The organism is Arthrobacter sp. MYb221 (genome assembly GCF_002979835.1).
GTDB lineage: Bacteria > Actinomycetota > Actinomycetes > Actinomycetales > Micrococcaceae > Glutamicibacter.
This window is the reverse complement of sequence record NZ_PCPW01000010.1, coordinates 35,805-54,995: the sequence shown is the minus strand read 5'-3', so window position 1 is coordinate 54,995 and position 19,191 is coordinate 35,805. Positions and strand designations below refer to the sequence as shown.

The window sequence follows — 19,191 nt, the reverse complement described above, 5'->3', positions numbered from 1 at the left end:
GGCATGCCAGCCGCGGGACATGGCAACCTTTTCGAAGAGGAGCCATTCCCCCAGGCCGCGCACCGCGAGCTGGGCAACACCCAGATGCGCAAGAACCTGCGCCATGCCACCCACACCATTCGCGACAAGCGGGTGAAGGTTGTCGGTGAACTTCCCGACTGGGAAGAACTGCGCGATGCCGGCTCGGCCATCAAGAACAACGCGATGGCAAATGTCGAAGAGCTGCTGCTCCAGTTCGAGAAGAACTTCACCGCCCGTGGTGGCACCGTGCACTGGGCACGGGATGCCACCGAGGCCAATAAGATCGTCACCGAGCTGGTCAAGGAGACCGGCTCCACCGAGGTGGTCAAGGTCAAGTCCATGGCCACCCAGGAAATCGGTTTGAACGAGTACCTTGAAACTCAAGGCATCGAGGCCTTCGAAACCGACCTCGCCGAACTCATTGTTCAGCTGGGCAACGACAAGCCAAGCCATATTCTGGTTCCGGCAATCCACAAGAACCGCACCGAGGTGCGAGATATCTTCTTGAAGGAAATGCCTTCGGTGGACCCGGAGCTCACCGATGAGCCGGCCAAACTGGCCGAGGCAGCCCGTTCGCATCTGCGCAAGAAATTCCTGGCCGCCAAGGTCGCGATCTCCGGTGCGAACTTCGCCCTGGCAGATACCGGCACCCTGGGCGTCGTGGAATCCGAGGGCAACGGCCGCATGTGCCTGACCCTTCCGGAAACCCTGATTACCGTCATGGGCATCGAGAAGGTCCTGCCAAAGTGGGAGGACCTCGAAGTCTTCATGCAGTTGCTTCCGCGCTCCTCCACTGGCGAGCGCATGAACCCGTACACCTCGCTGTGGACAGGTGCCAGCGCCGACGACGGACCGCAAGATGTGCACATCGTGCTGCTGGATAACGGTCGCACCCGCGCCCTGTCGGACCGCTTTGGCCGCACCGCCTTGAACTGCATCCGCTGCTCGGCCTGCATGAATGTGTGCCCGGTGTACGAGCGCACCGGCGGCCACGCCTACGGTTCGACCTACCCCGGCCCGATTGGCGCGATCCTGTCCCCGCTGATGACCGGCATCGAGGCAGAGGACAACGGTTCGCTGCCCTATGCCTCCTCGCTGTGCGGCGCCTGCTACGACGCGTGCCCGGTGAAGATCAATATCCCCGAGATCCTCGTGCACCTGCGCGGCGAAGACGTGGATGCCAAACGCGAGACGCATAAGATCCCAACCCAAATGGACCTGATGATGAAGGGCGGTTCCTGGGCACTGGGCAAGGGCAAGAACCTGGGCCTGCTTGAAAAGGCTCTGCCGCTGGGCCGCCTGATGGCCGGCAAGGATAAGAAGATCAAAAAGCTTCCGGGCATCGCGGCCGGCTGGACGCAGAGCCGCGATATCCCCGCCCCGCCAAACAAGTCCTTCCGCGACTGGTGGAGCGACGAAAAGGAGTCCAAGTGAGCGCCAAAGAAGAAATCCTAGGCCGCATCCGTTCGGCGCTGTCAGATGCGCCGGTGGCCGAGGAAACTCCCCGCGAGTACCGCACCTCCTCGCAGATGTCCGAGGAAGAGCTCATCGAAATGCTGGTGGACCGGCTGGTCGATTACAAGGCGGGAGTAGAGGTCATCGACAACGCGCAGATTCCCGAGCTTGTCGCCGCGAAACTGAAGGACGCTAATTCGGTGGTCTTCCCGCATGGGCTGGATCAGCGGTGGCTGGCTGACCTGCCGCAGGGTGTCGCCCAGATTGCCGATGCCCCAGGGTCACGGCTTACGGTTGCCGAACTGGATGAGACCAGCGCCGTGGTGACCTCCTCGCAAGTCACCATCGCCGAGTCCGGAACCATCATCCTCGACGGTGAACCAAACCAGGGGCGCCGCGCGATTTCACTGGTCCCGGACCATCACCTGTGCATCGTTCCGGTGTCCAGCATCGTGCAGCTGCTTCCCGAAGCAATGCCCCGGCTGACCATCACCCGCCCGTTGACCTGGATCTCTGGCCCGTCGGCTACCAGCGATATCGAGCTGGAGCGGGTGGAAGGCGTGCACGGACCACGCACCCTGGACGTGCTGCTGGTGCGCGGGCTGTAGCAAAAACACTCATTAAAGCCATCGCGGCCGGATCCCGTTCCTGAAATCCCAAGGGGATCCGGCCACGATTCTATTAATCGGCCCTGCCAGCTTTTGCCGTCGCTGCAACTTCTTTGGGTTGCTCGGCAGGGGATAGCGAAGCATTCTCCTGCCCGGCAACCAGGTCCGCGGAATGCACTTCCTGCAAGTCGGTGCTATTGCTCGACCAGCCGTTATCAGAACGCGCAGCATCTTGCTGCTCGAACGGTCGCGTTGCGCCATGGGAGAGTCAACGGTTTCCTCGCCAGTGCTGTCATGGCGGGGCATTAGCGCCAAGACTCCCGCCAGTGGCGAGATTTTGGGTGAATGATTTAGAGGTGGGAGAACATTTTCAAGCGCATCGACTTCGCCGTCGACATATGCGTCCGGACTTGCTCCTGCGCTTGGTCGGCACGGCGCTCACTAATCAGCTCCACGATGCGCTGGTGCTCATCGAGGGATTCGGCCCAGCGGGATCCCACCGACAGCGTCGAGGTTGGGGCGTGCAGTTGATGCGTTGCCAAGCGCTCCAACAGGTCTTCGAGCACCGGATTGTGCGCGGCACGCCAAAGCGAGCGGTGGAACTCGATATTTGTCAGCAAACGCGTTGAATCATCGGGATCGACCAGTGCCCGATCTCGTTCAACGAGCGCTTCGAGCCTGACCAGGTCCGGGTCGGTCCGACTCCGCGCGGCCTCCGCAGCGGCTTGGCCTTCGAGCATGATGCGCAGGTCGTAAACCTGCATGATCTGCTCCGGGTCGATTTCGCGCACGAACAATCCGCGGGCGCGGCGTTCGAGCAGTCCCTCATGCAGCAACCTGGTGAGCGCTTCGCGCACCGGGGTGCGCGAGACACCGAAGCGTTCGGCCAGCGCGACCTCACGCAACGGATCTCCGGGCGCGAAGGCACCGCGCAGCAGGTCTTCCTTCAACTGCGCGTGAATCGTTTCCGAATCGATCTTCGCCATGCCCCGCCATTCTGCGTTCAACAGTATTGATCTGCAGTTCTCTCGCACGCGGTGCCGCGTGCGAGAGAACTGCACTATGCCTTAAGCCAGATTACCGGCTCGGCGGCCAAACACGACACCGGCGGCAAGACCCGAACCACCTGGGTAGTTGGCCGAGAACAGTCCACCGAGCATCTCGCCGCAGACGAACAGGCCCGGTACCGGCTGGCCTTCCTCGTTCAGCGCGCGGCCTTCGGTGTCCCCCTTCAGCCCGCCGAAGGTGAAGGTGATGCCGCAGGTTACCGGGTAAGCGTAGAACGGGCCGGTGGCCAACGGGGTGGCCCAGTTGCTCTTGACCGGGCTGACCTTCGAGGCGCGGCCGTCCAGCACATTGGGGTCGAAGGGGGTGCTGGTGTCGATGGCGCCGTTGAATTCGGTGATGGTCTTGGTCAGCGAAGCGGGGTCCACATTGATCTTTGCGGCCAGCTCCTCGATGGTATCGGCAACGACTTCGGAGATACCTGGCATCTCGTATTCTTCGCTACGCAGCATCGGACGCAAATTTGCGTCGAAGATCTGGTAGGCGACCGAATCCGGCTGCTTCAAGATTTCGCGGCCGTACTTGGCGTAGGTCAGATTGCGGAAGTCCGCCCCTTCGTCGAGGAAGCGCTCGCCACGGTTGTTGACGATGATTCCCAACGGGTAGGACTGGCGGGTCAGGCGGTTGGTCAGTTCACGGTTCGATTCGTTCTGCGCGGTGAATGCGTCCCACTGCACCGAGTGGCAGGTGCTCCAGTCTCCGCCCTTGGCAATGCCGATCTCCAGTCCGGCCTGGATCATCGCACCGTGGTTGTAGGGGGTGCCGCGGACCTTCGCGTTCTCCCACCCCTCCCCCAAGTGCTCCTTGCGCAGCTCAGGGCTGGCTTCGAAGCCACCGGCTCCCAGCACGACCGACTCGGCGCGCAGTTCCTGCACGCTGCCGTCGCTCTGGCGGACCTTGACACCCTTGACCGTGCCGTCTTCAACGATCAGCGCGAAGACATCCTGCTCGAAGCGGACCTCGGTGCCCAGCTTCTCGGCCACCGCAAGGTGGTCCTTCATCAGGCCTTCTCCGCCGTCCACGTTCCCGACATGCAGCCCGCCCCAGAAGAGGAAGGTGCCATCTTCGCGGGAGTAAGCCTGGCGCTCGTACATGAGGCGGTACTTCAGCCCCAGGGACTTCAGCCAACGCAAGCCCGGTGCCGCTTCGGTGACCAGAACCTCGGTCAATTCCTTGTCGTTGCGCCCCTCGGTGACCTTCGCCATGTCCCCTGCGTAGTCTTCCGCGGTGTAGGGCGGCACCTCGGAGAGCTGGTGGCGCTCGTCGAATTCGATGAAATCCTGCAGGTCTTCCAGACCGTTGTGCGCGATGCGGGTGGCGCCGGCGGTGTAGTAGCTGTTTCCGCCGAACTGATCCTTCGGAGCTTTTTCCAACAGCAGGACCTTGCGGCCGCGCGTGACCGCGGCGTGTGCGGCGGTGAGGGCTGCATTGCCTCCACCGACGACGATCACATCTGCGGCGTTGGTGGATTTTCCCTGGACTGGAGTCGTCATATGTAGTGACCTTTCGGAATTCTTGAATTCGGCGCCCCCGGCCGTGTGAAGACCACACGAAGCGGAGCCGGATTCTACGTCTGAACGTTGATTCCTAATTAGTGTATACACAAAAGAACATTAATAACCACTAAAGTTCACAAATAGTTCGAGCGCTACTTCCGGCGACAGCGATACTCCGGACGGCCAGCGGTACCGGATCGCGATTCAGTTCGACACCCCACCTCCGGCGAGTACTCACCGGTGCGGCTCCATGGATCCCTGCCCGGGCTCAGCACCGGGCAGAGAATGCTCGACGCCTAGTTCCGGGACTTCGCTTAGCTGTCCAGCCGCACTAGGTCATACCCGCGAACAGTACGGCGCATCTCTGGTTACATAGGGTGGTTATAGGTATTGGGTTGAAGATAGGAAAAAGCTTTGAGCAAACCACCGGCCGCAGCAACCAAGCAGGTGCCCGACTCTGCCCTGCGCTTCGTTGGGTTCCTGTCATTTTTCGATCGTTATGCCACCCCGCCAATGTTTCTGGCACTATCATTGGCGACTGCGCTTACGCTGTCTCAAGCCGTCGAACTCGTGGCGGGGTATTCCCTGCTTTACGCCTTGGGACAACCGCTGTGGGGCTTGGCCAGCGATAGGCTTGGTCGACTAACCGTGTTGCGGTGCGCGCTGTTCGGAGTGGTGCTTGGCGCGATTGCGAGCAGCGTATTCACCGAGTTCTTCCCCCTATTGATCGCCCGGTCATTTACGGGTTTCATGTTTGGTGCGCTGTATCCGACCCTGCTGACCCTGCTCGGTGATACTCGAGTTGGCTTGGCTAAGGCCCGTGGTCTGTCAGATCTGCAAATTTATTCTTCGTTGGGAACTACCTTGGCCACGCTTGTGGCTGGGGCCCTTGCCACGTTCGTGGATTGGCGCCTGGTGTTTCTTCTTCCGGCCCTAGGCGCGATAGCGGCGCTGGCAACCCTACGCCGGGTGGCCGAACCGCTTCGGGAAGCCACGGCTCGGAACTTCAAGGCGGCCTTCGGCGCAGAGAATTTGCTCCTGTACGCGGCGGTATTCCTCGAAGGTGGGCTGTTGATGGGGATGCTTGCCTATGTAGTTCCCGCCTTGCAAGATGCTGGCGTCGGCATTTGGATCTCGGGCCTGCTTGGTTGCGGATTCGCGGGTGGAGTGATTTTCGGTGCGCGGCTCATGCGCTTGCTCGTGTCGCGGTTTTCCCGTACGTGGCTCATCGGCATCGGTGGCGTAGTCCTTTGGGCGAGCTTTGCGCCTTCGGCTTTTGCTCCGTCGCCTGCGGCTTTCACCTGTACCGCGTTCCTGCTCGGGGTAGCCAACGCGGTCATGCATTCGTCCATGCAAGGTTGGGCCACCGAAGTAGCACCGCAAGCGCGGGCCACAACTGTTTCGCTGTTTGTGTTCTCGCTGTTTTTCGGGGCCTCGGCGGCTACCTACCTCACGGCTGACCTTGCTGAGCAGGGAAACTTTTCGCGCATATTCGGTATCGGCTTTTGGCTCAGTATCGTCTTGGTTGTCGCAGCGACCTGGCTGCATGCCCGCTGGCTAGCAAGGCAGCTCGCCTAAAGGAAAGCGCTCAGCAGCACTCCAATGCCCATAAGGAAAAGCGCTGCACAGGCCGTCCATTCCAAGCGAAGAGTGATCTCTGGCTTCTTGAACCACTGCATCGCCTTGGATGCCACTGCGCTCAATATCAATAGATAAAGAAATCCAACCGCCGCAAAGATTGCGCCCAAGCCCATTCCCCACAGCAGGGTACTCGATTCCTTGGGGATAAAGCTTGGCATCATCGCCAGAAACAACAATCCTAATTTCGGATTCAGCGCTGCCGAAAGCACACCAGCAACAAAAGATCGGCGCAAGGTTTGACCCCGCATCCGAGCCCCGGCTCGCGTTTCGGTGCGCGCAATGGCGCTATCGGCTTTGGCGACGGCGCGAGATTTCAGGAACCCGGATAGCCCCAAGTACATCAGGTACAGACCGCCAAGCATTGCAATGATCGATTCGATGACGGGGTAGCGCTGCATCAACGATGCGGCACCCGCACCAGCCAGCGTGGCCCAGGCGAAAATGGCTGTCACCATGCCGAGAGCCGCGACGACACCGTGGAGCTGGCGTACCAGCGAAAAGCGAAGGACCAAGAAGGTATCTGGCCCTGGTGAGAGAGTGACCATTACGCATACGCCGAGGTATGCCAAGAACGAAGCCCAAGTCATGATCTCTAAGTATAGAAATTCGCCACCAGAGTGTGTTAATGCATGACGCGGGCTTAGCATTAGAAGTGCACTACATAGGAGGCAGAGGCAAAATGTCACAGCCGCAGTATGGGCCGCAGCCCAGTTACCAAGATCCTGCTACCCAGTTCAACGGACACTACCCGCCGCCGCATCCTGGCGTTGCCTTGTCGCAAACTTCAATGATTCTCGGGATTCTCTCGCTTTTTGTCGTGGGCGTGATCCTCGGCCCGATCGCCATCATCAAAGGAAACGAAGCCGAACGCGCCTACGGCGTTCAAGCTACCGTCGGTAAAGTCACCGGGATGATCGGCTTGATCCTGGGAGCGTTGCAGCTGCTAGCGGTCGTAGGATACTTCCTCTTGGTCCTCTTCATACTTCCGTTCTCGATTTACGGCTCAGGCATGCCAGAGCAGTGAAGACTGCAGAAACACGATAATCATTTTCTCTCAAATAAATAAGGACCCCTCATGAGCACCCCGAACAACGAACCGAATAATCCCTACACCTCAGGAAATCCCGGCCAGCAGCCGCAGTACCCGTACCAGACCCCTGGCCAGAACCAGCAATTTGGTGCAGCACCGGGCTACCCCGGATACGCTTATCCGCAGCAGCATGCCCAAGGTTCCCAGTTGGCGCAGACATCGATGATCTTGGGCATCATTTCGCTATTCGTCGTAGGCATCATCTTGGGGCCAATCGCCATTTCGAAGGCCAAAAGGGCCGAACGGGAATTCAACACCGACGCCACGGTCGGCAAGGTGACTGGCTGGATCGGGACCATATTCGGAATTATCGGGTTGCTCTACATAATTTTGATGATCGTCATGGCGGTCACCTTTGCCGGAACCGATGCCATGTACTCCGAATTCTCGTAATCTCTGCGTGCCCTCCGCCTAGCACGTTTAACGACAGAGACCTGGCGATGCGCTTTCGCGCATCGCCAGGTCTCTGCCTGTATCGGCCCTTCGCCATCCCCCATAGATGGCTTCGGGAGCTTACTCTGCGGTTGGCAGGACGAAAGAAGCGTCGATTTCGATCTTGACCTTGTCGCTGACCAGAACGCCGCCTGCTTCGAGAGCCGCGTTCCAGGTAATGCCGAATTCCTTGCGGGAGATGGTGGTGGAGGCGAAGAAGCCTGCACGGGTTGCGCCGAAGGCGTCAACCACCTGGCCGCCGAGCTCAGCTGCGAACTCAACCTGCTTGGTGACGCCGCGGATGGTCAGGTCGCCAACGAGAACGAAGTCCTCAGCGTCGCCCTTGGTGCCGGTGGACTTGAAGGTCATAACCGGGAATTCCTCGGCATTGAAGAAGTCCGTGCTTGTCAGGTGACCGTCACGGTTTGCATCCTTGGTGTTGACCGAAGCGATCTGAACGGTAGCTTCGATCGAGGACTCTTCCAGGCTCTGGCCAACGTTCAAGGTTGCCTCGAAATCCTGGAAGCTGCCGCGAACTTTGGAAACACCTGCGTGGCGAACCGAGAATCCGATTTCCGAGTGCGAAGCGTCCAGGGTCCAGGCGCCGACGGTCAGTGGTGAAGTTGCAGATACAGTCATTTTCAGTTCCTTGTCGTCATCGCCAACACTGTAGTTGACGTTTCAATTTGTTTTGCTGGTACCAGTATTGCACTATTTAAGTTGAAGCGTCAACCATGTCGCGCAATAAACTTTTCCTCGATTTCAAAGCAGGTGGGCCATTTCAGCTCTGACTAGTAATTTAATTTCCAAAAATTTTTCTACTCAGCCCTCTCCGATCCCAGTAATTCTGGCTAGACTGGGCGCATGACCAGTGATCCGAACGCACCTAATAAAAAAGCGCAGGAAGCCGAACTAGCCGCGGATCTGGAAGAGATCTGGCAGGAAGAGTCCCCCACTACCGCCGAAGCCACCAAGTCTGCCGACGAAGTCGACGGCAAGTTCGGTACCCGCGACGGTTCCTAGAAACCATCCGGACCGACACAACTATCTTGCGCCCCCGGACGCTAACTAATCCAGTATCTCGGCGCAAGGCCACCGGGCGAACCAACTGCGGGTGAACACTGCGCAAGTTTTGCCTGGGTCATTAACCGCAAATGGCCGTTCCAAGGAACCTATCCTTGGAACGGCCATCACGTCGGTTGCTTCACTAAGGTGCGCTAATAAGACCTTCGTTCAGCATCCATTCATAGGCGACATCGGCGGGCTCGCGCCCCTCAACATCCACCTGGTAGTTCAGTTCCAGCAGCACCTCATCGGTCAACATTGGCGCAATCTGCGCCATCACGTCTTTGACCCCGGGATTTTCGTGCAAGAATTCGGCGTTGAACGCTGGGGCCGCGTTATAGCTCGGGAAGTACTGCTTGTCGTCTTCCAGCACCGTAAGATCTAGCGCCCTGATGCGACCGTCAGTTGTGAACACCTCACCGAAGTTGCAAGCGCCCTCGGCGGTTGCCTGGTAGATGGCGCCCACGTCGTACAAACCGATGTTCTCTTCCTTGACTTGGCTGCCGCGGTCGATCCCGTAGTGCTCGAGCATCGGGGTCAACCCATCACGGCGCGAGTTGAACTCCGGGTCGACACAGAAGGTCAGCTCTTCCGAATCAAGTTTGGACATTTCCGAAAGCTTGGTGATGCCCAAGCGATCAGCAACTTTCCGGTTCATGGCCATGGCGTAGGTGTTGTTCAGCGGCGCCGGTTCTCCCCAGACGATGCCGTTGGCCACATCTTCCTCGCGCACCGCTTCCCACTGCTCTTCGGCACCGGCTACCGGTTCTTCATAGCCCAGATAGGTCAGCCATGCGGTACCCGTGTATTCCCACAAGGCGCTGGCGTCCCCGGAGAGCAACAGCTCGCGTGCCGGTTGGGATCCGGGCACATTTGTCAGATCCGTGACGTCATAACCGGCAACATCCAAGGCAATCACCGAGATTTTTCCCAAGATCAATTGCTCGGTGAATGCCTTCGAGGTGACGGTGACCTTGGCGTCATCGGCCAGATCTGGAATTTCTTCAATGATTCCCGGGCTGGCATCGGGCACCGTGCCGGTGGAGGGGCTCAGCCCGCAGCCTGTCAGGCCTAAAAGGGCCGCGAAGGATAGGGCTCCAAGTTTCAATTTCCGATTCATGAGAGTCCTTTCGGTCGGGCGACCTGTTCCACGACTCGTCCAAGCCAGTCGATGGTCAATGCCAGCAAGGCCACCAGCAGCGAACCTGCAATCAGCACCACGTTCAGATTCAGGTTCACCCCGGTGGTAATCAGAATTCCCAATCCGCCACCGTTAATGAAGGTGGCCAAGGTGGCGGTTCCTACCAGCAGCACCAAGGCGGTGCGGATGCCGGAGAGCATCACCGGGACCGCGAGTGGAAGCTCGACCTTGAACAAGACCGCCATCTGGCTCATGCCAATGCCGCGCCCGGCTTCCACCAGTCGTTCATCGACCTGTTGCAAGCCCACAATGGTGTTTGAAAGGACCGGGAGGATCGCATAGATCACCAAGGACACGATGGCCGTATTCGGACCGAATCCAAGCCAGAAGGCCAACAGCACGACCACGCCGATGGCCGGGGCCGCCTGGCCGAAGTTGGCGACGGCACGCACCCCGGGCGCCGCCTTGCGAAACGCTGGACGGGTCAAGATGATGCCCAGCGGAATCGCAATGATCAGCACGATCACCGCTGAGATCACCGTGATTTTCAGGTGATCCAGCGTATAGCCCCAAATGGTTGCCGGATCCAGCGTCTGCCGTTCGGTTTCCGTGAGGTTCGCGGTGACCAACCAGATCACCAGGATGCCGAAGGCCGCGGCGATGCCAAGGAGCTGGTAGATCAGCCCTCGTTTTTCGGCATTCATGAAGATTCACCGCCGGTTTGACCGCGGTCCGTCTGGATGTCTGCCACATTGATGGCGCCGGAGTTCAGGCCTACCGGTGCATCGTGGTCATCGTCCAGGTTGGCGTTGCTCGCAGAGATCGCTTCCATCACCGTCTGCACCGTGATGATGCCCCGAAGCACATCGCGACGCCCGGTCACCAACGCAGATTCGGTGCTTGCCACCAGCATGGTGTCCAGCGCATCGTTCAAGGTCGCCTGCTCGCCGACAACCGGCAAATCCGGATCATAGGTGCCATCGATAATCTCCGCACGGGAGAGTTGGCGCCGGGTGAGCCGACGCAACGGGCGGCCGCGCGAATCCAGGACCACCGCATATTTCCGTCCGGCGCCTTGCAGCTGCGAAAGCACCTCGGAAGCGTTCTTCCCGGCGGTGGTGGTGATGGCTTCGGACAGTTCCACCTCGTGCACGCGGGTCAGCGTCAACTGCTTCAAGCCGGCACCGGATCCAATGAAGTTCTCCACGAATTCGCTGGCGGGGTTGGCCAGGATGCGCTCGGGGGAATCGTACTGTTCCAGCTGTGCGCCTTCATTGAAGATCGCGATCCAGTCCCCCAGCTTCACGGCTTCGTCGAAGTCGTGGGTCACGCAAACGATGGTCTTCTGGACTTCCGACTGAATGTTGAGCAGCTCATCTTGCAGACGCTGACGGGTAATCGGGTCGACCGCACCGAAGGGCTCGTCCATCAGCAATACCGGAGGGTCTGCTGCCAGTGCACGGGCCACGCCCACGCGTTGCTGCTGGCCCCCGGAGAGCTCCTTCGGGAAGCGGTTGCGGTACAGCTCCGGGTCCAGTGAGACCAACTCCAGCAGCTCGTCGACGCGCGCGGCAATCTTCTCCTTGGACCAGCCAAGCATCTTCGGCACCATCGCGATATTTGTCGCCACGGTCATATGCGGAAACAGCCCTCCGGCCTGAATGACATATCCGATGCGGCGACGCAGCTCGTCGCCATCCATGTCGGTGACGTCTTCGCCGTTGATCACGATCTCGCCGGAGGTCGGTTCGATCAACCGGTTGATCATTTTCAGCGTGGTAGTTTTGCCGCAGCCCGAAGGGCCGACAAACATCACGATCGAACCGGCGGGGATCTCAAGGGTGAGCCCACCGACCGCAGATTTCTTCTGGCCCGGGTAGGTCTTGGTGACCTCCTGAAGCATGATCGATGCCCCGGTGACGCTATTTTCGTTACTGGTTTCGACTTTATTTTCAGACACGGATACCTCGCGGGGTAGTCAGTCGGCCAATGCCGAGCAAGATCAAATCAAGAATGAGCGCCAGAATGACGACCCCGACCACGCCGGTGATGACGGATTCAAGGGAGTTTGCGCCACCTAGACGGGAAAGGCCGGAGAAGATGTAGCCGCCGAGTCCTGGGCCCAGCGCGTAGGACACCACTGCCGCCACGCCCATCACCATCTGCGCCGAGATGCGGACCCCGGTGAGGATCACCGGCCAGGCCATAGGCAGTTCAACGGAGATCAGCGTTTTCATGCGGCTCATCCCGATGCCCTTCGCCGATTCGACGACGGTGGGTTCGATGTTGTTCAGCCCCACAATGGCATTGCGCAGGATCGGAAGGGCGGCGAAGAATGTCACCACGATCACCGCCGGCAAGACGCCGAAGCCGAAAGGCACAATCAGCAGACCGATCAGTGCGAAAGATGGGATGGTCAGCCCGATGGCGCTGATTCCGTTGGCCACTCCGGATAAAGATTTACTGCGATACACCAATACGGCGATCAGCACGGCAATGATCGTCGCCAGGACTAGGCACTGGGCTACCAACCACAAATGCTGCCAAGAGGCGAATAGAATTTGGCGATATCGCTCGCCGAAAAAGTCACCCACATTAAGACCTGCTTCACTTTAGTTTCGTTTCAACCACTGACTCGGAGGAGGTTCCTCGCCTCAGCTTTTCTCCCAAGTTTACGTGGCGATGCGCCACTCCCTTAGTATCGTTTTGATAAACCTTTGCTTGACTTGGCCGAATATGAGTGTCGTTTTGGCCTATTTAGCCCCCTCAGCAGGCTAGCCAAGACGGTGCGGATGTAGTGAGATAGGAACATGAAACTAGCTACCGTGCGACTGACCACCGAACCGGGCCTAACGACAGCGGCCGTCATCGAAGAGGGCCGTCTTTACTATCTGGAAAATCTCGCCAACGTTCAAAAATTCTTGCGCCTCGATAATGCAACGCAGCAAGAAGTCGTCGCCCGGGCGCTGGTAGGCGATTCGATCGCCGAAGGCGAGGCAGACTATGCCGCACTGATCCCAACCCCCGCCAAGGTGTACTGCATTGGGCTGAACTACCGCAACCACATCGCCGAGGTGGGAGCGGAAGAACCTGAGTTCCCCACGGTCTTCGCGAAATTCGCCTCCACGCTCTGCGGAGCAAATGACACCGTCGAAATTCCTGCCGAAGATTACCGGATGGACTATGAGGGTGAGCTGGCCATCGTCATCGGCAAACCCGGACGCCGGATCTCGATCGAAGACGCGGAGAATCATATCGCCGGCTACGCGGTCTCCAACGATGTCTCCATGCGCGGCTTCCAGGGACGAACCACCGAATGGCTGCAGGGCAAGGCCTGGGATAAGTCGACTCCGGTGGGTCCATGGTTGGTCACCTCCGAAGAGTTCACCCCGGGAGCCAAAATCACCACAAAGGTCAATGGCGCGGTAGTCCAGGAAGACTCAACCGATGATCTGGTGTTCTCCGCGGCCGAGCTGGTCTCCTACCTGTCGGTGATCAACGAGCTGCAGCCCGGGGACCTAATCCTCACCGGCACCCCAGCGGGCGTTGCCTTGGGACGCCGCGACGAGCATGGACGACGCCCGTGGCTCAAGGCCGGTGACACCTTGGAAACGAGCATCGAGGGGCTCGGCACCTCGGCGGTCAAGTTCACCTCCGCCTAGTACTTTCAGGATTCCAGTTTCCCCGAGCCGCACCCAACGGCTCGGGGAAACGTTTTAACCCCGAATGCGACACGAAACAGCGTTTGTGACTTGACTCTCACCATCACGTAGGATGACTGAGGATGTCACCTACGATGACAGTCATCATCGCTTCTCACTCGCATCGAAGGATCTAGAACTCATGGACTCATTGGGAACACTCTTCGGAGATATCTCCTCGGTCATTTGGGGACCGTTTGTCCTCATCCCGTTGCTCTTGGGCACCGGCCTCTACCTCACCATCCGCCTCGGCGGATTGCAGTTCATCAAACTCATCCCGGCACTCAGGCTAGGAATCTTCAAGCGCAAGGACCCGGGCGCCGATGGCGACGTCTCGCAGTTCCAGGCGCTCACCACCGCACTGGCGGCCACCGTCGGGACGGGTAACATCGTCGGCGTTGCCACGGCCATCGGCATCGGTGGCCCCGGCGCGTTGTTCTGGATGTGGGTCACCGGCCTGCTCGGCATGGCTTCGAAGTACACCGAAGCCTACTTGGGTGTCCGTTTCCGCGGCACCGACACGGCTGGTGAAAAGTCCGGCGGTCCGCAGAACTACCTTGAGCGCGGCATCAAGGGGCCATTCGGCAAGTTCCTGGCGCTGTTCTTCGCTATTGCGGCGACCCTTGCCAGCTTCGGCATCGGCAACATGACCCAGGGCAACTCGATTGCAGCCAACTTGGAGAACTCCTTCAACGTGATCCCATGGGTCACCGGCGTGGTTCTCACCATCTTGTCGATCGCAGTTCTGGTCGGTGGCATCAAGTCCATTGGCAGAGTCACCGCGGCATTCGTTCCGGTAATGATCGTGTTCTACGTGGCCGCAGCGATCTTCATCTTGATCTCCAACGTCAGCGGCATCCCAGCTGCCTTCGGCCAGATCTTCACCGACGCCTTCACCGGCTCCTCGGCGGTCGGCGGATTCGTCGGCTCGGCCATCATCATCGCCATCCAGTTCGGTGTGGCTCGCGGTATCTTCTCCAACGAATCCGGCATGGGCTCGGCAGCTATCGCCGCAGCCGCGGCGCAGACCACGCACCCGGTTCGCCAGGGCCTGGTCTCCATGACCCAGACCTTTATCGATACGATCATCGTGGTCACCTGCACCGGACTGGTCATCATCACCACCGGCACCTGGAAGCTGATCGATGAGGCCACCGGCGAACAGATCGCCGCCTCGCTGATGACCGGCGAGGCATTCACCAACGGCCTGCCGGGCGAATGGGGCCATTGGATCGTGACCCTTGGCCTGGTCATGTTCGCCTTCTCCACCATCTTGGGCTGGTGCTACTACGGTGAGCGCAACATCGAGCGTCTCATCGGACGCAAGGGCGTTATGCCATTCCGCGTGATCTTCTCGCTGGTCGTCTACGTCGGCTGCACCACCGAGCTGACCCCGGTCTGGAATTTCTCTGACATGATGAATGGCCTGATGGCCCTGCCAAACCTCATCGGCTTGCTGATCCTCTCCGGCATGGTGGCCCGCGAAACTCGCTGGTACCTGAAGAATGACCCGAAGCTGGAAGCCAACAAGGACCAGATCGAGGACTTCATGTCCGGCCGTCCAGGCTGGGCCGAGTGGAAGGCCGGCAACGTGGTTGGCTCTTCGCACCATCGCGGAGCACACGAAGTTCAGGATGATCCAGAGCCTCGACGCTAAGCGCTAAGCAACCGCACCGCGCATTGCGAGGACTGCCGCCGTATCGGCCCTTTCGGGCCGCTACGGCGGCAGTCCTTTTTGCTCCTCAGCGCATACGCAATTGGCTGGTCCCACCATCGCGGGAGCAGCCGTCTTCCGGGTCGGAGCCGTCAAAAGGCTGATGCCCGAGGGATTGACGCCACTTTGCTCCAGCGACGGCGCACAACATGATGACCCAGAGCCGAAAATTGCCTGACAGGCAGCTTAGGGAACCTCCAGCGCCGGGCCAGTCTCGACAGCCGCTCTCCTAATTCGGCGAGCGATTTCCGCAGATTATGGAGCCCGTAGATCTGACGGTGACGCAGCCCACTCAGTGGAAAACTTCTGCGATATAAAACAGATTTTCTAGATATAACCGTAGATTATTCGGCAGAGCCCCACTAAGCCCGTTGTAAACTCTAATCTGGTGAGTAACTACTACGGCGAGCATCGTCCCGATATCGATTCGATGTCCTTGCCCGACATGTCTCACGAGAGGACTGACTGCCATGATCATTGGTGTCCCAAAGGAAATCAAGAATAACGAATTTCGCGTCGCCATGACACCAGCCGGCGTGTCCGAGTTTGTGACCCGCGGCCACGATGTGATCGTCGAAACCGGTGCAGGCGTCGGCTCGGGGAATGCCGACGAGGCCTATCTCGCGGCCGGCGCGCGCATCGCCGCCGACGCGGATGCCACCTGGGCCGAGGCGGAGATGATCTTGAAGGTCAAGGAGCCGATCGCCGCGGAGTACCATCGCATGCGCTCCGGACAGCTGCTGTTCACCTACCTGCATCTGGCCGCCTCGCGAGAGTGCACCGACGCGCTGTTGGCCGCCGGTTCCACCGCCATCGCCTATGAGACCGTCACGTCGGGGCGCACCTTGCCGTTGCTGGCTCCGATGTCCGAGGTCGCCGGGCGCCTTGCGGCCCAGATTGGTGCCGTCCAGCTGCAGCAGCCCAACGGCGGCGCCGGCGTGCTGATGGGCGGCGTGCCCGGTACGCGCCCGGCCAAGGTTGTGGTGATCGGCGGCGGCGTGGCCGGCACGCATGCGGCCACCATCGCCATGGGGATGGGGGCCGACGTGACCATCATCGATATCAACCTCTCCCGGCTGCGCGAAATCGATCTGGCTTTCATGGGCCGCATCAAGACCCTGGCCTCGCAGCGACTGTCGATTGCCTCCGAGGTGGCCGCCGCCGATCTGGTCATCGGTTCGGTGCTGATCCCGGGCGCGGCTGCGCCCAAGCTGGTCACCCGCGATATGGTCGAGCACATGCGCCCGGGCTCCGTGCTCGTGGATATCGCAATCGACCAGGGCGGCTGTTTCGAAGGTTCGCGCCCGACCACGCACGCCGAACCGACCTTCAAGGTCCACGACGCCGTGTACTACTGCGTGGCCAACATGCCCGGGGCCGTCCCGCAGACTTCCACCGCGGCACTGACCAACGCCACCCTGCCCTATGCGCTGCGTATCGCGGACAAGGGCTGGAAGCAGGCGCTGCGCGAAGACGCCGGTCTGGCCAACGGCCTGAACGTGCACGACGGCCAAGTGACCTTCAAATCGGTGGCGGACGAATTTTCCCTGCCCCACTTGCCCATCGAAGAGCTGCTGGGCGCGGCGTCGCTCGTCTAATTCGCGGCGACCGAAGGGGTATCTAGGCCCGCTCGTCGTGGCACGGCCGGTGAATGCAAATTACCGGCCGTTCCATTGCGCACGAGAGGTAATGGAGCGCAGCTGCGGACTAGGCGTTCCACAATCCGTAGGAGTCGGCCAGATCTGCGATCTTCTGTGCACGGGCTAGACGCGGCAGGTAGGACCCGTCGCCTACCGACGCACCGGCCGCGTGAGCTTCGAGCAGCTCCATGGCCCAGGACAGTTCGTCCTCGCTTGGTGCGAGTGCTGCGTTGATGCCATCGACGTGGTCGCGGGACAGGGAGAGCTTCCCGGTCATGCCCATCGATGCGGTTACCAGGGTATCTTCGGTAACTTTCGCTGCGCTTGCACCGGCAGGCGGCGGGCCGTCGATAGCGCCGGGCAGCTTACCCACGCGGGAAGCCATGACCAGCTTGCCTCGGGCATAGGCCAGGGCCAACGGGTCATCGGAGACACCGGTGTCCTTGCGGAAGTCGTTCACGCCGAAGGCCAGGCGGAAGGTGCCCGGAGCCGAGGCAATGTTCGTGGCGTTTTCGATGCCTACGGCGGTTTCGATCAGCGCGAGCACCGGGGTGCCTGCGCGCAAGCGCATCGCGGTGTAAGTGACCTGCTCTGGTTTTTCGGTCATGGCCAGCATGACCCCGCGCAGGCCCGGAGTTTCCGCGAGAGCCGCGAGATCATCGGCCCAGAAGTCGGTGTCGGTGCCGTTAACGCGCACCCAGGCGGTCATGCCGTTGGATAGAGCGCGCACCACGTTGTCACGGGCGAAGGCCTTTTTGTCGTCCGGAACGGCAGCTTCCATATCAAAAATTACCGAGTCCGCTTCACAAGCTAGGCCGGGTCCGAAGTCTTCTTCTTTGGCGGCGTTGACCAGAAGCCACGAACGGGATAATTTTGCTGGGAGAGCCGCAGCGCGACGATTTCGGAAAGCCATAATTACAAGCCTACTCACTTTTTTGGCCGGTCCTCCACCGACACTCATCCACAAGCACTACTTGCACCGCATCCCAAATTTGGAGTGAAACATGACCGCGTGTGGTCAGACCAAGGATCGCTAATTGCACGGGTTTTGTCCGGTCTCCAAAATGCACCCCTTCTGCCATGCGAGGGCGGCTCATGAGGGAGCACTGCGTGGCGCCTCGGCCGAGGAAACTCATCGCCTACAAGAACGGCGGGACACCGAACGAGGATTATCCAGCCGCGATATTCGACAGCTGATGATTCGCGGAACGGGCGGCACAATGTGCGACGGCCCCTCGGTCAATGATGCCTTGAAGATCCTTGGATTCAAGCAGTTCTTCGCCATTCGCGCCTTGGATCAGACGCTGCCGAACAAGCTGGACTACAAGAAATTCTCTGAATCCGCGGGGTCACCCGCTCGGAGCATGGGTTGGGTTTTCAGCAGATGTTCCCACTAGTTCCGTTCGGTGGTGGCTAGGATCGCGAATGTGTCCGCGATCGCACAATGCACAGGATTCTGTTGGACAGAGCAAAAGCCGTGGTCCCCGGTTTCAGGCCGCATCTTGCCGACTGCGGGACCAAGGTTGCGCGCGGCGAAGGCTTAAGGTGAAACCGAATTCTGGTTCCCACCGGCCAAGAACATCGCTGCATGGACGTTTTCGTTGTGGGGCTTGTCATGATTGTTACAGGCTCTGCCTCCGTAACCGGGGCATGGTGGCTTGTTCCCCCAAGGAATCATGGGTTTGGTCGCGGAGTCCAGATTGCAGCCTTCGCCCTCGTCGGAATCGGCGGCATTGGGTCGCCGCAGCGGAAGATAAGGACCCAGAGAACATACTCCGTCAGGCCACCGTTGTCGGATCGTTTGATCCTTGCAGGATTAACCGCTGGTGTGGTGGATTTCGCGGTTCTCAACTCCGCATGCTTGGTACGCGTAGGGGGAACTGTTCCGCCTCTTCGCTACTGAATGCCCAAGCGAAGTCGGGCTACATGTCTAAGTGTTGCGGTAGTTCCCCGTACTCAAGGTGCAAGACAACATGGGTGCACCCCGCATGGCACAGTTCTACCTTGGCGTTCGTCCTCTAGGCCGGGGGCACGCAGATCGATAACCTCATGGCCCTTCTGCTCACGCGGCCACGGTTTCTCGTAGTGCGGGTCGCCTTCAGCCTTGAAGATCCGTAGTTCA

19 protein-coding genes are annotated in these 19,191 nt (G+C 59.8%); 10 read left to right on the top strand and 9 right to left on the bottom strand.

Going from position 1 to position 19,191, the window contains the following annotated elements:
- The first annotated feature begins 3 nt into the window (after positions 1 to 3).
- Together CQ015_RS12830 and CQ015_RS12825 are read left to right on the top strand one after the other, a co-directional pair.
- Positions 4 to 1,455, top strand: coding sequence for a LutB/LldF family L-lactate oxidation iron-sulfur protein (locus CQ015_RS12830; protein WP_105552990.1), 1,452 nt, complete (start codon positions 4 to 6; stop codon positions 1,453 to 1,455).
- A complete protein-coding gene (locus CQ015_RS12825; protein ID WP_105552863.1) occupies positions 1,452 to 2,084 on the top strand; it encodes an LUD domain-containing protein in 633 nt (210 codons plus the stop codon). Before CQ015_RS12830 ends, CQ015_RS12825 begins: the two co-directional genes overlap by 4 nt.
- A 350-nt stretch (positions 2,085 to 2,434) precedes the next feature.
- Here the strand turns inward: CQ015_RS12825 and CQ015_RS12820 are convergent, their stop codons facing one another.
- Positions 2,435 to 3,070 carry a GntR family transcriptional regulator gene (locus CQ015_RS12820; RefSeq protein ID WP_105650271.1) on the bottom strand — a complete coding sequence of 212 codons (636 nt, stop codon included), beginning with the start codon at positions 3,068 to 3,070 and terminating at the stop codon, positions 2,435 to 2,437.
- A gap of 81 nt (positions 3,071 to 3,151) precedes the next feature.
- Complete coding sequence (tcuA, locus tag CQ015_RS12815; RefSeq protein ID WP_105650270.1) at positions 3,152 to 4,642, bottom strand: FAD-dependent tricarballylate dehydrogenase TcuA; 1,491 nt, start codon at positions 4,640 to 4,642, stop codon at positions 3,152 to 3,154.
- Positions 4,643 to 5,059: 417 nt separating this feature from the next.
- On the opposite strand from tcuA, the gene CQ015_RS12810 reads away from it, so the two are divergent.
- Positions 5,060 to 6,223 (top strand): MFS transporter, encoded by a 1,164-nt coding sequence (locus CQ015_RS12810; RefSeq protein ID WP_258138484.1) that lies wholly within the window; start codon positions 5,060 to 5,062, stop codon positions 6,221 to 6,223.
- Here CQ015_RS12810 and CQ015_RS12805 read toward each other — a convergent pair.
- Complete coding sequence (locus tag CQ015_RS12805; protein WP_181150418.1) at positions 6,220 to 6,855, bottom strand: LysE family translocator; 636 nt, start codon at positions 6,853 to 6,855, stop codon at positions 6,220 to 6,222. The two genes, CQ015_RS12810 and CQ015_RS12805, sit on opposite strands and share 4 nt — an antisense overlap.
- Before the next feature lie 110 nt (positions 6,856 to 6,965).
- Here CQ015_RS12805 and CQ015_RS12800 point away from each other — a divergent pair, with 110 nt between their 5' ends.
- A complete protein-coding gene (locus CQ015_RS12800; RefSeq protein WP_105552859.1) occupies positions 6,966 to 7,310 on the top strand; it encodes a hypothetical protein in 345 nt (114 codons plus the stop codon).
- Positions 7,311 to 7,361: 51 nt separating this feature from the next.
- Positions 7,362 to 7,769 carry a DUF4190 domain-containing protein gene (locus CQ015_RS12795; protein ID WP_105650269.1) on the top strand — a complete coding sequence of 136 codons (408 nt, stop codon included), beginning with the start codon at positions 7,362 to 7,364 and terminating at the stop codon, positions 7,767 to 7,769.
- 120 nt (positions 7,770 to 7,889) lie between these two features.
- Here the strand turns inward: CQ015_RS12795 and CQ015_RS12790 are convergent, their stop codons facing one another.
- On the bottom strand, positions 7,890 to 8,447 hold the full coding sequence (locus CQ015_RS12790) for a YceI family protein (RefSeq protein WP_105650268.1): 558 nt from the start codon (positions 8,445 to 8,447) through the stop codon (positions 7,890 to 7,892).
- A gap of 225 nt (positions 8,448 to 8,672) precedes the next feature.
- Between CQ015_RS12790 and CQ015_RS19020 the strand changes: the two genes are divergently transcribed.
- On the top strand, positions 8,673 to 8,831 hold the full coding sequence (locus CQ015_RS19020; RefSeq protein WP_181148386.1) for a hypothetical protein: 159 nt from the start codon (positions 8,673 to 8,675) through the stop codon (positions 8,829 to 8,831).
- 184 nt (positions 8,832 to 9,015) lie between these two features.
- Here CQ015_RS19020 and CQ015_RS12785 read toward each other — a convergent pair whose 3' ends face one another.
- Genes CQ015_RS12785 through CQ015_RS12770 form a run of 4 tightly spaced genes read right to left on the bottom strand, consistent with a single transcriptional unit; the run spans position 9,016 to position 12,608 of the window.
- The gene (locus tag CQ015_RS12785; RefSeq protein WP_105650267.1) at positions 9,016 to 9,993 is read right to left on the bottom strand and encodes a glycine betaine ABC transporter substrate-binding protein; all 978 of its coding nucleotides are present in this window, start codon (positions 9,991 to 9,993) and stop codon (positions 9,016 to 9,018) included.
- Complete coding sequence (locus tag CQ015_RS12780; protein ID WP_105552855.1) at positions 9,990 to 10,718, bottom strand: ABC transporter permease; 729 nt, start codon at positions 10,716 to 10,718, stop codon at positions 9,990 to 9,992. The genes CQ015_RS12785 and CQ015_RS12780 overlap by 4 nt, the downstream gene beginning before the upstream one ends.
- On the bottom strand, positions 10,715 to 11,917 hold the full coding sequence (locus CQ015_RS12775; protein ID WP_105552854.1) for an ABC transporter ATP-binding protein: 1,203 nt from the start codon (positions 11,915 to 11,917) through the stop codon (positions 10,715 to 10,717). Before CQ015_RS12775 ends, CQ015_RS12780 begins: the two co-directional genes overlap by 4 nt.
- 49 nt (positions 11,918 to 11,966) lie before the next feature.
- The gene (locus CQ015_RS12770) at positions 11,967 to 12,608 is read right to left on the bottom strand and encodes an ABC transporter permease (RefSeq protein ID WP_105569603.1); all 642 of its coding nucleotides are present in this window, start codon (positions 12,606 to 12,608) and stop codon (positions 11,967 to 11,969) included.
- A 216-nt stretch (positions 12,609 to 12,824) separates the two neighbouring features.
- Here CQ015_RS12770 and CQ015_RS12765 point away from each other — a divergent pair, with 216 nt between their 5' ends.
- From CQ015_RS12765 to ald, 3 genes are all read left to right on the top strand, one after another.
- Entirely contained in the window at positions 12,825 to 13,676 is an 852-nt protein-coding gene (locus tag CQ015_RS12765) for a fumarylacetoacetate hydrolase family protein (RefSeq protein ID WP_105650266.1), read from the top strand.
- 181 nt (positions 13,677 to 13,857) lie between these two features.
- Positions 13,858 to 15,372 (top strand): sodium:alanine symporter family protein, encoded by a 1,515-nt coding sequence (locus CQ015_RS12760; RefSeq protein WP_105552851.1) that lies wholly within the window; start codon positions 13,858 to 13,860, stop codon positions 15,370 to 15,372.
- 527 nt (positions 15,373 to 15,899) lie between these two features.
- Positions 15,900 to 17,027 (top strand): alanine dehydrogenase, encoded by a 1,128-nt coding sequence (gene ald, locus CQ015_RS12755; protein WP_105650265.1) that lies wholly within the window; start codon positions 15,900 to 15,902, stop codon positions 17,025 to 17,027.
- A 109-nt stretch (positions 17,028 to 17,136) separates the two neighbouring features.
- Here ald and CQ015_RS12750 read toward each other — a convergent pair whose 3' ends face one another.
- The gene (locus CQ015_RS12750; protein ID WP_105552849.1) at positions 17,137 to 17,982 is read right to left on the bottom strand and encodes a CoA ester lyase; all 846 of its coding nucleotides are present in this window, start codon (positions 17,980 to 17,982) and stop codon (positions 17,137 to 17,139) included.
- Between the two features lie 283 nt (positions 17,983 to 18,265).
- Here CQ015_RS12750 and CQ015_RS12745 point away from each other — a divergent pair, with 283 nt between their 5' ends.
- Complete coding sequence (locus CQ015_RS12745) at positions 18,266 to 18,466, top strand: hypothetical protein (protein WP_105650264.1); 201 nt, start codon at positions 18,266 to 18,268, stop codon at positions 18,464 to 18,466.
- The last annotated feature ends 725 nt before the right edge of the window (positions 18,467 to 19,191 follow it).

Bases quoted from the DNA above. Each gene is read 5' to 3' on its own strand.
- CQ015_RS12745 (WP_105650264.1), top strand. From the start codon at position 18,266: ATGATTCGCGGAACGGGCGGCACAATGTGCGACGGCCCCTCGGTCAAT.
- CQ015_RS12775 (WP_105552854.1), bottom strand. From the start codon at position 11,917: ATGCTTCAGGAGGTCACCAAGACCTACCCGGGCCAGAAGAAATCTGCG.
- CQ015_RS19020 (WP_181148386.1), top strand. From the start codon at position 8,673: ATGACCAGTGATCCGAACGCACCTAATAAAAAAGCGCAGGAAGCCGAA.
- CQ015_RS12765 (WP_105650266.1), top strand. From the start codon at position 12,825: ATGAAACTAGCTACCGTGCGACTGACCACCGAACCGGGCCTAACGACA.
- CQ015_RS12830 (WP_105552990.1), top strand. From the start codon at position 4: ATGCCAGCCGCGGGACATGGCAACCTTTTCGAAGAGGAGCCATTCCCC.
- CQ015_RS12795 (WP_105650269.1), top strand. From the start codon at position 7,362: ATGAGCACCCCGAACAACGAACCGAATAATCCCTACACCTCAGGAAAT.
- tcuA (WP_105650270.1), bottom strand. From the start codon at position 4,642: ATGACGACTCCAGTCCAGGGAAAATCCACCAACGCCGCAGATGTGATC.
- CQ015_RS12820 (WP_105650271.1), bottom strand. From the start codon at position 3,070: ATGGCGAAGATCGATTCGGAAACGATTCACGCGCAGTTGAAGGAAGAC.
- CQ015_RS12790 (WP_105650268.1), bottom strand. From the start codon at position 8,447: ATGACTGTATCTGCAACTTCACCACTGACCGTCGGCGCCTGGACCCTG.
- CQ015_RS12785 (WP_105650267.1), bottom strand. From the start codon at position 9,993: ATGAATCGGAAATTGAAACTTGGAGCCCTATCCTTCGCGGCCCTTTTA.
- CQ015_RS12750 (WP_105552849.1), bottom strand. From the start codon at position 17,982: ATGGCTTTCCGAAATCGTCGCGCTGCGGCTCTCCCAGCAAAATTATCC.
- CQ015_RS12780 (WP_105552855.1), bottom strand. From the start codon at position 10,718: ATGAATGCCGAAAAACGAGGGCTGATCTACCAGCTCCTTGGCATCGCC.
- CQ015_RS12800 (WP_105552859.1), top strand. From the start codon at position 6,966: ATGTCACAGCCGCAGTATGGGCCGCAGCCCAGTTACCAAGATCCTGCT.
- ald (WP_105650265.1), top strand. From the start codon at position 15,900: ATGATCATTGGTGTCCCAAAGGAAATCAAGAATAACGAATTTCGCGTC.
- CQ015_RS12760 (WP_105552851.1), top strand. From the start codon at position 13,858: ATGGACTCATTGGGAACACTCTTCGGAGATATCTCCTCGGTCATTTGG.